Raw genomic sequence first — 12,320 nt, 5'->3', positions numbered from 1 at the left:
GGCAGGTGGGTTAGTCCCGGTGGGGAGCCGCCCACCTGTGGGCCGGACTGCCCTTGGTGGGACCCGCCATGCTGCGGGTCCCACCGGGCGTGTATGGGAGTTGGTTTAGAGCGCTAGGTGCCTGTCGATGGTCCGACGGCCGAGCTGCCACAAGAGGATGGTCAGCAGCAGGCCGGCCACCACGCTGCCGAGGCCCACCACCTGCGGTTCGGTGCCGTAGCGCAGGGCGGCCACGATGTCCGACCACATACCTTGGGCTACCACCGTCCCGGCATCCGGGCCGCTCACTCGCATGCCGAGGGGTATCCACAGGGTAGCGGCAGCCCCGATGATTTGGTTGGCGAGGTACAGCAGTACCACGCCGACGACCGGGGCGGCCACGCCGAGGGAAGCGAAGCGGGGGCGGGTGAACAGGGAAAGAGTGGCCAGCACCTGCACGATCATGGACACGACACTCAGGAGCAGGGACAGCGCCAGCAGTACCGTGACGGGCCAGCTGGCTAACTGCAACACGTCGGTCAGGGCCTGCCAGTCGGCTCGCATCACCTCGCCCAGGCCGCGCCCGGCGGCGACGCCTTGGGCCAGGTGCAGGGCCCAGAGGAACACTGCCGACACGGCGATGGCTGCCAGCTGGTAGGCAATGGCCACCAGCATCTTGACGGCGAAAATGGTTCCGCCGCGCACCGGCAGGGTGTGGGTGAAGTAGGCGGGCGCCTTGTGCATGGTCTGCCAGTAGCGGTAGACCAGGTAGAACGTGCAGCCCACCGCGATGCCGAGGCTTATCAGCACGACCGCGACGGATCCCAGGACCTTGAGGATGGGCACCCCCCAGGCGATAGGCACGAGGGACAGGCCGACGATCAAGGTCGCGGCACTGAGTACCGAGAGGGACAGGCGGCGCAGAGACTGTAGTTCGGCGATAACTAGGTGGCGAAGCATTAGCGGTACTCCTTCCGGAAGAGCTCATCGATGCTCAGTCCGTGGGTTTCGCGCAGTTCGTCGGTGGCTCCCGCCAGCAGCGGGCGGCCGTACCGGAGAAACACCACGTGGTCGACGAGGGGTTCTATGTCGTGCAGTAGGTGGGTGGAGACGATCATGGTGGCGTCCGCGGCGAAGTTTTCAACGATGGCCCGCAGGACTACTTCGCGCGCAGCCGGGTCCACTCCGGAGATAGGTTCGTCCAGGAGATAGATCTGGGCGCGGCGGGCCATGGTCAGGGCAATCTGAAGTTTCTCGCGCATGCCTTTGGACAGCGCGCCCAACCGTCGGTCGGCCGGTAGGTGAAAGTGGTCGAGCAGGGCTTCGGCGCGGGACCGCTCAAAGTCGGCGAAGAAGCGACCGTAGAGGTCCATGGCCGTGGTGGCGGTGAGGTGATCGGGGAGAAAGACGACGTCGGGCAGGTAGGCGGTGTGGGCTTTGCTTTGCGGCCCGGGTGTGAAGCCGGCGACGCGCACGGTGCCGGCGTAGTCGTGCAGTACCCCCGCCAGGATCTTAAGCAGGGTGGTCTTGCCCGACCCGTTTTCGCCGAGGAGCCCGATGATCTGGCCGCTGTGAGCGGTGAGATCGAAGTGGTCGAGGGCGAGCTGGTTCGGGTAACGCTTAGTGAGTTGGGTGACTTCGATGCTGGCCATGGCTAGTTTCCTTCGTTGGCGGGCCATCTTTCGGCGATGAGCTGGGTGCTGGTTTGCTGGGTGAGGCCGATGGAGCGGGCGGATGCCACGTATTGGTCGGCGGCGGCACGGGCGATTTCTAGACGGGTGGCGTCAATGGCTGCCGCCTCGGTAGTGACATAGCGACCGGTGGCGCGCGCGGTCTGGGTCAGGCCGAGACGGTCGATCTCAGTCAAGGCGCGCTGCACGGTGTTGGGGTTGACCCCCAGGTCGAGGGCAAGTTCCCGCACGGAGGGGATCTTGTCGCCAGCGGCCCACTGCCCACCGACTATGCGTCGTCGGAACTCGTCCACGAGCTGTATCCAGATGGGTCTTGCATCTGCTGCCATCACCCCTCCAATCTGTATCACTGCATTAATACAGTAACACAGGCTGAGGGGTGGCGCCACCTCCCCCGGCAAGCAAAAACCGGGCCGCCCGCAGGCGACCCGGTTCCAACGGCAGCTAGCCAGCGAAGAGTGAACTTTCCTCCATGAAGCCCAGCACACCCGCGGCAACCATCTCGGCCGCAATCGCGGCCAGCAGCAGGCCCGCGATGCGCGTCAACAACAGGGTTCCGCCCACCCCAAGCAGCCGGTTGACGTGCACCGCGTAATGGAACGTCAACCAGATAACCACGTGAATCAACACGATGGCCGTGCCCACCGCCAGCCACGAGGCAACACTCGGCCCGGCCTTCTCAATGGCCAGCATGGCGGCGACGATGGCACCCGGCCCCGCCAACAGCGGCGTGCCCAACGGCACCAGAGCTACGTTGACGTTGGAATCTCCAGAGTCCTCCTCCTGCTCCACCTTCCCGGCAAGTAGATCAAGCGCGATCAGTAGCAACACCAAGCCTCCGGACAGCCGCAGCGAATGCGCCGAGATTCCCAGGAAAGCAAAGATGTAGCGCCCGAAGAGCACGAAGACAGTGATGACAAAGAACGACGTCAACGCGGCCATCCGGGCGGCCCGCCGCCGATCCTCGGCGGACTTGGTCGACGTCAAGGCCAGGAAGACTGGCAGCCCCCCTGCCGGGTCTTGAATGACGAACAGGGTGGCGAACGTCGTGCCAAAGAGCGTGAGGTCAAAAAAGTTATCGATGCTCATGGTTGTACCACCTCCAGGCGTCCTTCCTCCGCCAAGCGCGCAAAAACGGCGGGCGTGGTCCGATTTTCTCCGAGCCGGTTGGGCTTGCCCGTCCCGTGGTAGTCACTGCCCCCGAATACCGCCAGCCCAAACTCGGCCGCCACCTCGGCGGCGCGGGCCCGGGCGGCGACGTCGTGGTCCCGGTGATCGACTTCGATGCCGAACAGTCCCGCCTCCACCATGTCCGCGATGGTCTCGCGGGCTAGTCGCGGGCCGCGGCTGTTAGCAAAGGGGTGGGCAAGTACCGGCACCCCACCTGCGTGCCGGACGGCGGCCACGGCAACCGCGGGCGCGGGAGCCCAGTGCGGGACGTAGTAGGGCGAAGTTGGGTGCAGCACTGACGCGAAACACGCTGCCCGGTTCGGAAAGTGGCCGCGCGCGACCAAGGCGTCGGCAATGTGGGGACGGCCAATGGTGGCGCCCGGCGCGGTCTGTTCCACCACGTCCTGCCACGTCAGTTCGTAGTCCGCTGCCAGGTTGGCCACGAGCCGCTCGGCGCGCGTGTGCCGGTCCGCGCGTGCCCGGGCAAATATTTGGTTCAGCTCTTCGTCGGCCGGGTCGAAGAGGTAGCCCAACAGGTGCACTGACTGCCCGGCCTGGTGACAGGAAATTTCGGCTCCCCGCACTAGGGCGACCCCCGCGGTGGGCACGGCCGCAGCGGCGGCCTGCCAGCCTGCGGTGGTGTCATGGTCGGTCAGGCCCACCACGGTAAGGCCCGCTTGCTGGGCCTGCACCAGCAGCTGGGCGGGCGTATCGGTTCCGTCAGAGCACACCGAATGCGCATGGAGGTCTATTGCTTGGGGCACCCAGCAAGGGTAATGCCCACCTCGGGCCTGGACCGCGCTAGCGGGGTGATTTTCGGCGCGTTGTCACCCGCGTGGGGTGCAACAATTACCATATGAGCAACGACACCAAGCGCGACCCGAACAAGGTCACCGAAAAGCCCGGCGATGCCCGCTCGCAGCGGCCAGATTCGTCTGCATTCCGTGAGTTTATTGGCTCCCAGTGGGGTCCGCGCCCAGCTGGGCCGACTGCCGCTAACGAGTCTGCTCCCTATGCGCGGCGACGCCGCGAGAAGGTGTCAGCCTTGCGCCCTGGGGAGCGACTGGTGGTGCCAGCAGGCGGCTTGAAGGTGCGCAATAACGACTGCGACTATCGATTCCGGCCACACTCGGCCTTCTCTCACCTGACAGGGATGGGCACGGATTTCCTGCCAGACGCGGTGCTGGTGCTGGAACCGCAGGAACAGGGCCACGAAGCGGTGCTCTATTTCCACCCGCGCGCCTCACGGTCGAGTGAGGAGTTTTACGCTGACTCGCGGTACGGCGAGCTGTGGGTAGGTGTGCGGCCCAGTCTGGAGGAAGTGGAGACGCTCACGGGGATCCGTTGCGCCCACATCACCGGGTTGCAGGATGCCTTGGCCAAGGACGCTGGGGCGGTGCAGTTGCGGATCGTCCCGGAGGCCGACGACGCTGTCGCGGCGCTGGTCAATCAAGTGCGGCAGGCGGCGGGCATCGAGTTGGATGCGGCGGTGGAGCAGGCGGATGCTGCGTTTGCGCGGGAGCTGTCCGAGTTGCGTTTGACGAAGGATGCGTGGGAGGCCACGCAGATGCGGTTGGCGGTGGATGCTACCGCGCGCGGTTTTGATGACGTGTTGCGCCAGCTACCGCGGGCAGTGTCCCACCCGCGTGGTGAGCGGGTCATTGAGGGAGCCTTCGGAGCGCGGGCGCGGGAGGACGGCAACGGCTGCGGCTACGACACGATCGCGGCGGCAGGCAATCACGCGAACACGCTGCACTGGATCGCCAACGATGGACCGGTGCGGGAGGGTGACATGGTGTTGATCGACGCCGGGGTGGAAGTTGATTCGCTCTACACGGCCGACATCACCCGCACTATTCCGGTCTCGGGCAAGTTCAGCGAGCCACAACGCCGTATCTACCAGGCGGTGTTGGATGCGGCCGATGCGGCATTTGCCAAAGCCAGCGAGCCCGGCGTGAGGTTCCGGGACCTGCATGCGGCGGCCATGGAGGTTATCGCGGCCCGCTTGGAGGAGTGGGGGCTGCTGCCGTGCAGCGCAGTTGAAACGCTGGCCCCGGAGGGCCAGTATCACCGCCGGTGGATGGCGCACGGCACCTCGCACCATTTGGGGATCGACGTGCACGACTGTGCGCTGGCCCGCCGCGAGATGTATCTGGACGCCGAGTTGGAGCCCGGCATGTGTTTCACGATTGAGCCGGGCCTGTATTTCCGTGCCGACGACTTGGCGGTGCCGGAGGAGCTGCGGGGGCAGGCGGTGCGCATCGAAGATGACATCTTCATCGACCCTGACGGTAAGCCCGTTAACCTGTCCGCCGCGATCCCACGCACGGTGGCTGACGTTGAGGCGTGGGTGCAACGCTTACGGGCCGAGGGGCGTCAGTCCTAGCCCGGGCGGCTGCAGCTATCTCGACATAGAGCGGGGGCGGTCCAGTGCGTCTGGACCGCCCCGGGTCCATACGGCCCCCGACCCACCTCAGGTCTGGTGTTGGCACAGCGACTGGCAGATCACTGCTGCTTCGTTAGCGAGTCACTCGCCCGCCGCAATAACTGTTCCGTTTCCCCCCAGATCAACACCGAAGAAATTAAACGTCCAGAAGGACCCACCAATCTCAGCACTAAGCGAGATCAGCGCATATGTGTCAGCAAAGGTGCGCGCTTGAACCGCAATGGCCGGCCGCCCCCCAAATTCGCGTATATCTTCTCGCAACTGAGGATCATTGTGGTAGCCAGATCCCACCGAGAGCAAAACCGAATCCCTAGAAGGCAGTGCCGAAAATTCATCCAGATAAACAAAGGACATTATGGGACCGTCAGAACCAGGCGCATAAATCTCAGGCGGTGTATCACTTCCCGCAGGAGAGCTTTTCACCTCGTACCCCTGGGGGATGTTCATGGTGTAGTCGCCTTCGGGGGTGACTAGCCAGACTTTGTCGTCCTGGAAGGCGATGGTGCCTACCGGGCCCAGGGCGCTGCCCGTTGGGGACGGGGTTGGGGTGGGCGTAGCGTTTGCTGTGCTTGTCGGGTTGGTGGCAGCGGTCGGCGTGGTTGCCAAGGCGCCAGCGTCGGGGGTGGCTGGGCTGCAGGCACTTGCCAGCAGCGCGCCCGCCAGTACCGCCGCCCTGAGACTTCCAAACCCGCTACGCATCTGCGCCCTCCCACTCCCTGGTCGACTGTGACGCGCAACATAATGCCACACGCCCCCCGCCCACTAGGCAGGACACATTTACCGGTGCATAACGCCCGCCGCGCTGTCGACTCCGACCCTAGGCTGGAGCGGCAGCATCCCGCCAACGGCAAGGAGCCGACCATGGGCCCAGACGAAGAAGACCTGTCCATCGACTACGAACTAGCCGAACAACAACGCGCCCGCCTGGCCGCCGACGGCAAGGACGCCCTAGACAAAGGCATCAAAGCCTGCGAAGACTGAGCCGCCCAACAAACCACCGCCCGCTGGGGCGTAGAACCCGGCGCCCAACGCTTCCGCCGCGCCTACCAAAACTTCATCCTCACCCTGGCCGACGAACTACGCAAAAACGCCGCCGAACTCGACGAATTCACCACCCGCCTGCAACAAGCCCTAAAAGACTTCGCCCACAACGAAGAACAACTCCAACAAGCCATCACCCAAATCACCACAAACCTAGAACGAAGCAATAGGTTTGCGTTGAGTCCTTTCGGCTTGGAACAGGACACCTCCGATTCCCAGCACCTGCCCCCAAATATGCGGATGGACTGAATCGATCGGGGGCGGTCCAGGTGCACTGGACCGCCCCCGACTAACTAGCCAGTTACTCGGGCCACCGCACACCAGGCAGCAACGCGGCAGCAAACATGTCACGGCTGCTTAGTCAGCGAGTCACTTGCCTGCTGCAGTAACTGTTCTGTTTCCTCCAAGCCAACACCGGAGAAATTAAGCGTCCAGAAGGATCCGCCAATATTTACCGCCACAGAAATAATGAAGTAGCTATCGTTAATGGTCCGAGCCTGCCCCGCCACTGCCGACATGCCACCAAATTGTTTGATATCGTTACGAACTAAGGGCTCATTAACCATCGCAAAACCTATTGAACGCATTACCTCTGCTTCGCTTGGAAGACTAGTCAATCCCGGCCAATATTTATACGATACAAGCAGATCCTCACTTCCCGGCGTGGCGATATATGGCGGTTCAGTACCATTTACACTTGGCGTCACCCCTTGCATGCCGGCGGGGATGTTCATGGTGTAGTCGCCTTCGGGGGTGACTAGCCAGACTTTGTCGTCTTGGAAGGCGATGGTGCCTACCGGGCCCAGGGCGCTGCCCGTTGGGGACGGGGTTGGGGTGGGCGTAGCGTTTGCTGTGCTTGTCGGGTTGGTGGCAGCGGTCGGCGTGGTTGCCAAGGCGCCAGCGTCGGGGGTGGCTGGGCTGCAGGCACTTGCCAGTAGCATTCCCGCCAGTACCGCCGCCCTGAGACTTCCAAACCCGCTACGCATCTGCGCCCCTCCCACTCCCTGGTCGACTGTGACGCGCAACATAATGCCACACGCCCCCGGCCCACCAGGCAGGACACATTTACCGGTGCATAACGCCCGCCGCGCTGCCGGCTCCGACCCTAGGCTGGAGCGGCAGCATCCCGCCAACGGCAAGGACGCCCTAGACAAAGGCATCAAAGCCTGCGAAGACTGGGCCGCCCAACAAACCACCGCCCGCTGGGGCGTAGAACCCGGCGCCCAACGCTTCCGCCGCGCCTACCAAAACTTCATCCTCACCCTGGCCGACGAACTACGCAAAAACGCCGCCGAACTCGACGAATTCACCACCCGCCTGCAACAAGCCCTAAAAGACTTCGCCCACAACGAAGAACAACTCCAACAAGCCATCACCCAAATCACCACAGACCTAGAACGAAGCAATAGGTTTGCGTTGAGTCCTTTCGGCTTGGAACAGGACACCTCCGATTCCCAGCACCTGCCCCCAAATATGCGGATGGACTGAATCGATCGGGGGCGGTCCAGTTCACACACTGGACCGCCCCCCGGCTAACTAGCCAGTTACTCGGGCCACCGCACGCCCGGTGCTAGCCCGCCTCAATCTCCCACACGCCGCCATTGCACTCTGGACGGGAATTCTTGCTGCTCAATGTAGGCCCGGAAGATCGGGACGGCCTGTTCACCGGTGAACACTTCCTCCGGGTGAACATCCACCGAGCAGATGTCGCCGTCCTTTCCGAGCCAAGTCACGCTTTCCCACGCCGCGGGGTCAGCCACTGGCATGCGTGAGGCGATGTAGTGGTCGAACGTCCTGTCCGGGCGGGTTACCCGGGATTCGACGATCATTGCTTGATGGGCTCCCCGGCAGCGCAAGTATGTCTCTTTGACTATTGCCCGTGCCGGAAAATCTGAGGGGAACTGCCCTTCGGGTGCCCGCCAGACTTTCAGCGCCACGCATTCGTGTCCGTCAACAAAGCCGGGGTCGCGCAGGAGGGACTCGATCTCGTCTGCGAAACGGCTGGGGTCATGGGGCCACCATTCGAAGCACTCGTCTATGCCCTGAGGCGAGTAGATCACACATTCATAGGTAAGCATGGTCGAGTCGCTTAAACGTCGATCTCGCGGAGCAGGTGGGCGGGCGGCAACTCACCGCGCTCGATGTAAGCCCGGTAGACCGGAGCCGCTTGTTCCCCGGTGAAGACTTCCTCCGGGTGTAGTTGCACTGATGCCCGCGAATTTCCACCGGCATCCCAACTAACTTCGGTCCACTGCTCTGGGTCCGCAATCGGTTCCCGCGCGACGGCGTAGTGCACGTAAGACTCGTCCTCTTCGGTCACGCGAATCTCGACTGTGAGTGCCTCGTACGCCCCGGCGCTCTGGATGTAGTTGACTCCCGGAGCTTCCTCAGGATCTTTACCCTCAGGAGCGGCGGTAACGATGACGGCGAAGCAGTCGCCTCCGTCCAGGAAGCCTGGATCGCGCAAGTACCCCTCCACCTGGTCGGCGACGAACTGCGGCGTCTGCGGACGCCACACGAAGCTTTCCGTCCCGCTTTCCCTGCCTACTGCTGCGAACTCGAACATTCTCACTTGCTGCACCTTTGCTTGTTCGTGCGGTTGCTGACTTGTCTCGTACTCTACGGGCTGGCACTGACATCCGGAGGGCCCGCACGCCACGGACCAGGAACTGACAAAGTTCTGCGCCACGGCCTGGCAAGCAGCTAGAGAGCTGGCAGCAAAATCACCACCCCGACGATGCTCTGCCTCGCCGTACTCACAGCCATTTCTCTTCGCTAGTTCCAGTCCACCTAGACCCGGAGTACTCGAATCCGGTGGCATTGACCACGATGCCAACTGGCTAGGCGGACGGAGACATCTCCGACATCTTTAGGCAACAAACTCCCGCAACAGGTGGGGTGGGGGTAGTTCTTGGTTTTCGATGTAGGCGCGGAAGATCGGCACGGCTTGTTCCCCGGCGAGGAGCTCTTCGGGATGCAGCCTGATGCCGTCGGGTTCGTGCTGGTAGCCGCTCCAGGTCAGCTCCACCCACGCTTCCAGGTCGACTACCGGCTCGCGCGCCACCACATACAACGCCGTGGTGTGATCTGGCTGCGTGACTCGAATCTGCACCACCATCGCCCGCGCCGTCCCCAAACAACGAATATAGTTCTGTCGCGCAATGGCTCGCTTAGGCACATCATACGGATGCATACCCTCCGGCGCCGCCCACACACGCATCCCATAATATTCCTCACCATCTAGATAAATAGGTGAAACCAGTCGGTGCGCCACTTTATCAGCAATCAACTGCGGAGTCTGACGCTGCAAAATCTCCCCAAATTTACCGTCCCCAGCAAGGTCTGTAACCTGATACATTCTCATTGGGCCTCCACCTCCTGCAATATAACATCCGCTATTTCTATAATTCGCCCGTCATGCAGTTTCACTCGTGCTGGATGCTCGGGCGAAACATATGCATCGAAGGTTCTCTGCGCCAAACTTCGGCGAGCTTCGCCAGACTTGATCTCCACCCCCACCCAGGTGCCATCCTCCAATTGCACTATTCCCTCAAAACAACAGTGCCCACCGATCTCTTGTGTCGCTACTTCCAGCGACATACTCTCCCAGCCCACCACTCTCCCCTCACCTCCTCCACCTCAGGGGGAACCTACATTCGGGAAGCGCGGGCGGGTTACTGGACTAGAAACCCATTATCTGCATGAGTATTTAGCCTTCTATTTGTCGTAGCAGGTGGGGTGGGGGTAGTTCTTGGTTTTCGATGTAGGCGCGGAAGATCGGGACTGCTTGTTCCCCGGTGAGGAGCTCTTCGGGGTGGAGCTTGATGCTATCTGGTTTGTGTTGGTAGCCGCTCCAGGTCAGCTCCACCCAGGCCTCCGGGTCGGCTATTGATTCGCGCGCCACCACATACAGCGCTGTGGTGCGGTCCGGTTGCGTGACTCGAATCTGCACCACCATCGCCCGCGCCGTCCCCAAACAACGAATATAGTTCCGCTGCACTACGGCACGCTTAGGCACATCATACGGATGCATGCCCTCCGGCGCCGCCCACACACGCATCCCATACCGCTTACCATCAACCAAATACCGCGGAGAAACCAAACGTCGCGATATCTTATCGGCTATCAACTGTGGGGTTTGCGGCTGCTCAACTTCCCCGAAAACACCTTCCCAAGTCAGGTCCACAACTTCATGTTTTCTCATTTCCCTCACTCTATGTAGTACGGTTTTTGTAATCTCTATGACTCTGCCGTCCCGTAAAGTCACCCGTGCTGGATGCTCGGGCGAGACAAAATCGTCGAAGGTTCTCTGGGCCAGGCTGCGGCGTGCTTCGCCTGACTCGATCTCCCCCCCCCACCCAGGTGCCATCCTCTAATTGCACTATCCGATCGCAATAATGCCACTTGCCGATATCTTTCGCCACTTCCGGCGGCATGCCCTCCGGGCGCACAGTAGCTCACCACTCATCCTTCACCTTCCTCTATTTCAAGGACGAGCGCTCGCTCGGGAAGCACGGGCGAGTGACTGGACCCGACGCCGATTGTCGGCAGGATGATCTAGTCTTCTATTTGTCGTAGCAGGTGGGGTGGGGGTAGTTCTTGGTTTTCAATGTAGGCGCGGAAAATCGGGACTGCTTGTTCCCCGGTGAAGATCTCTTCTGGGTGGAGTTTGATGCTGTCTGGTTTGTGTTGGTAGCCGCTCCAGGTCAGCTCCACCCAGGCCTCCGGGTCGGCTATCGGTTCGCGCGCCACCACATACAACGCCGTGGTGCGGTCCGGCTGCGTGACTCGAATCTGCACCACCATCGCCCGGGCCATCCCCAAACAACGAATATAGTTCCGCTGCGCTACGGCACGCTTAGGTACATCATGCGGATGCACACCCTCCGGCGCCGCCCACACACTTATCCCATACCGCTTGCCCTCCACCAAATACCGCGGAGAAACCAACCGCAATCTAACATCTTCGGCAACAGATTCCGGTGTCTGCGGGTGGCTTACCTGACCCAGCGCTCCTTCCCAGGTAAGCGATACTGTCTCATACTCAATCATTATATCTCACTCTCTGTATTTCAGCCTTGGTTATCTCTATGGTTCTGCCGTCGCGAAGCTTAACTGTTGCCGGATGCTCGGGCGACACATATCTATCAAAGACTCTCTGTGCGACACTTTGTCGCGCCCCACCAGCTTTTATTTCTACCCCCACCCAGGTGCCGTCTTCAAGTTGAACTATCCTATCAAAATACCGACACTTGCCGATCTTCTCCGCCACTTCCGGCGGCATGCCCTCCCGACTCACAGTCGCTTGCAACTTGTCCTCAATCTTCTCCGCCACGCTAATTCCTTTTTCTTCCAATTCTGCCAAGTATTGCTCAAATCCCCTCGCTTCGCTGGCAGCCGTTACCTCAGCCTCTTTGTTCTTATTGACGTATTTGCCAAAGACATCCCGCCCATCTCCGCGGTCTACCCCGAACAAGCGGTCTTTTATCTCACTGGGTAGGTGTTTGCTGTCTATCAGTCCCTTATCCGTGCGCGGTAGCTTGGCGATCTCTTCGGGCGTCAAACGCTCCACCGCCCCGGCCACTGCTGCTAGCTCATCACCACCCCGCGCCAAGCGCCGCAACACGGCCCTGCTGACCCCCGCCCCCCCCCGGTAGCTGCCGCAGCCACCGCATCAGGCACCAAACCCCCCGCCGCCCGACCAGAATGATCCTTAAACTCATCCCAACTAACCGCCCCCTTGCCCACCTCCAGCAAAGTACGCCCCGGACTATCCCACACCGCCCGCCCCAAATCCCCCACCTGCTGCCCCGCCAGACCGACCTTGGCCTCCAACTCCCCCCACGTCAACTCCCCCGTCGCCAACTGATACACCGACACCACCGGCACCCACACCGGCGAAGAAACCCCAACCAAAAGATCAATCACCCCCTGCCCAGCCCCCGCCCCAAAATCCCCCACCCACTCCACCACCTTCCGCGCCCACCCCCGCC

The 12,320-nt window shown here is 61.9% G+C and carries 17 protein-coding genes; 3 read left to right on the top strand and 14 right to left on the bottom strand.

Annotation, left to right across the window (positions count from 1 at the left end; all coding sequences use genetic code 11):
• Positions 1-105: 105 nt before the first annotated feature.
• The 5 genes from BSZ40_RS05675 to BSZ40_RS05655 all read right to left on the bottom strand — a co-directional run bounded on the left by BSZ40_RS05675 (position 106) and on the right by BSZ40_RS05655 (position 3,604).
• On the bottom strand, positions 106-939 hold the full coding sequence (locus BSZ40_RS05675) for a hypothetical protein (protein WP_073824176.1): 834 nt from the start codon (positions 937-939) through the stop codon (positions 106-108).
• The gene (locus BSZ40_RS05670) at positions 939-1,631 is read right to left on the bottom strand and encodes an ABC transporter ATP-binding protein (RefSeq protein ID WP_245793890.1); all 693 of its coding nucleotides are present in this window, start codon (positions 1,629-1,631) and stop codon (positions 939-941) included. The genes BSZ40_RS05675 and BSZ40_RS05670 overlap by 1 nt, the downstream gene beginning before the upstream one ends.
• A gap of 2 nt (positions 1,632-1,633) precedes the next feature.
• A complete protein-coding gene (locus BSZ40_RS05665; protein WP_073824172.1) occupies positions 1,634-1,999 on the bottom strand; it encodes a GntR family transcriptional regulator in 366 nt (121 codons plus the stop codon).
• A gap of 115 nt (positions 2,000-2,114) precedes the next feature.
• Positions 2,115-2,759: a MarC family protein gene (locus BSZ40_RS05660; protein ID WP_073824170.1), complete on the bottom strand. Its 645-nt coding sequence runs from the start codon at positions 2,757-2,759 to the stop codon at positions 2,115-2,117.
• Positions 2,756-3,604 carry a PHP domain-containing protein gene (locus BSZ40_RS05655; RefSeq protein ID WP_073824169.1) on the bottom strand — a complete coding sequence of 283 codons (849 nt, stop codon included), beginning with the start codon at positions 3,602-3,604 and terminating at the stop codon, positions 2,756-2,758. Before BSZ40_RS05655 ends, BSZ40_RS05660 begins: the two co-directional genes overlap by 4 nt.
• A 92-nt stretch (positions 3,605-3,696) precedes the next feature.
• Between BSZ40_RS05655 and BSZ40_RS05650 the strand changes: the two genes are divergently transcribed.
• Complete coding sequence (locus tag BSZ40_RS05650; RefSeq protein ID WP_073824167.1) at positions 3,697-5,226, top strand: aminopeptidase P family protein; 1,530 nt, start codon at positions 3,697-3,699, stop codon at positions 5,224-5,226.
• A 141-nt stretch (positions 5,227-5,367) separates the two neighbouring features.
• Here BSZ40_RS05650 and BSZ40_RS11575 read toward each other — a convergent pair whose 3' ends face one another.
• Complete coding sequence (locus BSZ40_RS11575; RefSeq protein ID WP_143180891.1) at positions 5,368-5,733, bottom strand: hypothetical protein; 366 nt, start codon at positions 5,731-5,733, stop codon at positions 5,368-5,370.
• Between the two features lie 336 nt (positions 5,734-6,069).
• Here BSZ40_RS11575 and BSZ40_RS11570 point away from each other — a divergent pair, with 336 nt between their 5' ends.
• A complete protein-coding gene (locus tag BSZ40_RS11570) occupies positions 6,070-6,267 on the top strand; it encodes a hypothetical protein (RefSeq protein ID WP_143180890.1) in 198 nt (65 codons plus the stop codon).
• Between the two features lie 407 nt (positions 6,268-6,674).
• Here BSZ40_RS11570 and BSZ40_RS11565 read toward each other — a convergent pair whose 3' ends face one another.
• Positions 6,675-7,061, bottom strand: a complete 387-nt coding sequence (locus tag BSZ40_RS11565; protein WP_158020870.1) for a hypothetical protein — start codon at positions 7,059-7,061, stop codon at positions 6,675-6,677.
• A gap of 337 nt (positions 7,062-7,398) precedes the next feature.
• Between BSZ40_RS11565 and BSZ40_RS05640 the strand changes: the two genes are divergently transcribed.
• Positions 7,399-7,815 carry a hypothetical protein gene (locus BSZ40_RS05640; protein WP_073824163.1) on the top strand — a complete coding sequence of 139 codons (417 nt, stop codon included), beginning with the start codon at positions 7,399-7,401 and terminating at the stop codon, positions 7,813-7,815.
• 92 nt (positions 7,816-7,907) lie between these two features.
• On the opposite strand, the gene BSZ40_RS05635 is transcribed toward BSZ40_RS05640, so the two are convergent.
• The 7 genes from BSZ40_RS05635 to BSZ40_RS11885 all read right to left on the bottom strand — a co-directional run.
• The gene (locus BSZ40_RS05635; protein WP_084542663.1) at positions 7,908-8,387 is read right to left on the bottom strand and encodes a hypothetical protein; all 480 of its coding nucleotides are present in this window, start codon (positions 8,385-8,387) and stop codon (positions 7,908-7,910) included.
• 29 nt (positions 8,388-8,416) lie between these two features.
• Positions 8,417-8,893: an NTP pyrophosphohydrolase gene (locus tag BSZ40_RS05630; RefSeq protein ID WP_073824159.1), complete on the bottom strand. Its 477-nt coding sequence runs from the start codon at positions 8,891-8,893 to the stop codon at positions 8,417-8,419.
• A 303-nt stretch (positions 8,894-9,196) separates the two neighbouring features.
• Positions 9,197-9,463 carry an NTP pyrophosphohydrolase gene (locus BSZ40_RS12220; RefSeq protein WP_245793888.1) on the bottom strand — a complete coding sequence of 89 codons (267 nt, stop codon included), beginning with the start codon at positions 9,461-9,463 and terminating at the stop codon, positions 9,197-9,199.
• A 573-nt stretch (positions 9,464-10,036) separates the two neighbouring features.
• Complete coding sequence (locus BSZ40_RS12215; RefSeq protein WP_245793885.1) at positions 10,037-10,327, bottom strand: NTP pyrophosphohydrolase; 291 nt, start codon at positions 10,325-10,327, stop codon at positions 10,037-10,039.
• Between the two features lie 557 nt (positions 10,328-10,884).
• Entirely contained in the window at positions 10,885-11,151 is a 267-nt protein-coding gene (locus tag BSZ40_RS05615) for an NTP pyrophosphohydrolase (protein WP_245793883.1), read from the bottom strand.
• 220 nt (positions 11,152-11,371) lie between these two features.
• On the bottom strand, positions 11,372-11,953 hold the full coding sequence (locus BSZ40_RS05610; RefSeq protein WP_143180888.1) for a hypothetical protein: 582 nt from the start codon (positions 11,951-11,953) through the stop codon (positions 11,372-11,374).
• Positions 11,917-12,320 (bottom strand): hypothetical protein (locus BSZ40_RS11885; RefSeq protein WP_158020869.1); only part of this gene is annotated, 404 nt, incomplete at its 5' end. The genes BSZ40_RS11885 and BSZ40_RS05610, both read right to left, overlap by 37 nt.

Origin of the sequence: Buchananella hordeovulneris, from assembly GCF_001907235.1 — a bacterium.
Classification (GTDB): Bacteria; Actinomycetota; Actinomycetes; order Actinomycetales; family Actinomycetaceae; genus Buchananella; species Buchananella hordeovulneris.
The sequence above is the reverse complement of the archived record's forward strand: the minus strand, read 5'-3'. Positions and strand labels throughout refer to the sequence as shown.

What these genes read in the sequence shown, in the direction of transcription:
- BSZ40_RS05675 (WP_073824176.1), bottom strand. Translation starts at nt 939, where the DNA reads ATGCTTCGCCACCTAGTTATCGCCGAACTACAGTCTCTGCGCCGCCTG.
- BSZ40_RS05670 (WP_245793890.1), bottom strand. Translation starts at nt 1,631, where the DNA reads ATGGCCAGCATCGAAGTCACCCAACTCACTAAGCGTTACCCGAACCAG.
- BSZ40_RS05665 (WP_073824172.1), bottom strand. Translation starts at nt 1,999, where the DNA reads ATGGCAGCAGATGCAAGACCCATCTGGATACAGCTCGTGGACGAGTTC.
- BSZ40_RS05660 (WP_073824170.1), bottom strand. Translation starts at nt 2,759, where the DNA reads ATGAGCATCGATAACTTTTTTGACCTCACGCTCTTTGGCACGACGTTC.
- BSZ40_RS05650 (WP_073824167.1), top strand. Translation starts at nt 3,697, where the DNA reads ATGAGCAACGACACCAAGCGCGACCCGAACAAGGTCACCGAAAAGCCC.
- BSZ40_RS11575 (WP_143180891.1), bottom strand. Translation starts at nt 5,733, where the DNA reads ATGAACATCCCCCAGGGGTACGAGGTGAAAAGCTCTCCTGCGGGAAGT.
- BSZ40_RS11565 (WP_158020870.1), bottom strand. Translation starts at nt 7,061, where the DNA reads ATGAACATCCCCGCCGGCATGCAAGGGGTGACGCCAAGTGTAAATGGT.
- BSZ40_RS05630 (WP_073824159.1), bottom strand. Translation starts at nt 8,893, where the DNA reads ATGTTCGAGTTCGCAGCAGTAGGCAGGGAAAGCGGGACGGAAAGCTTC.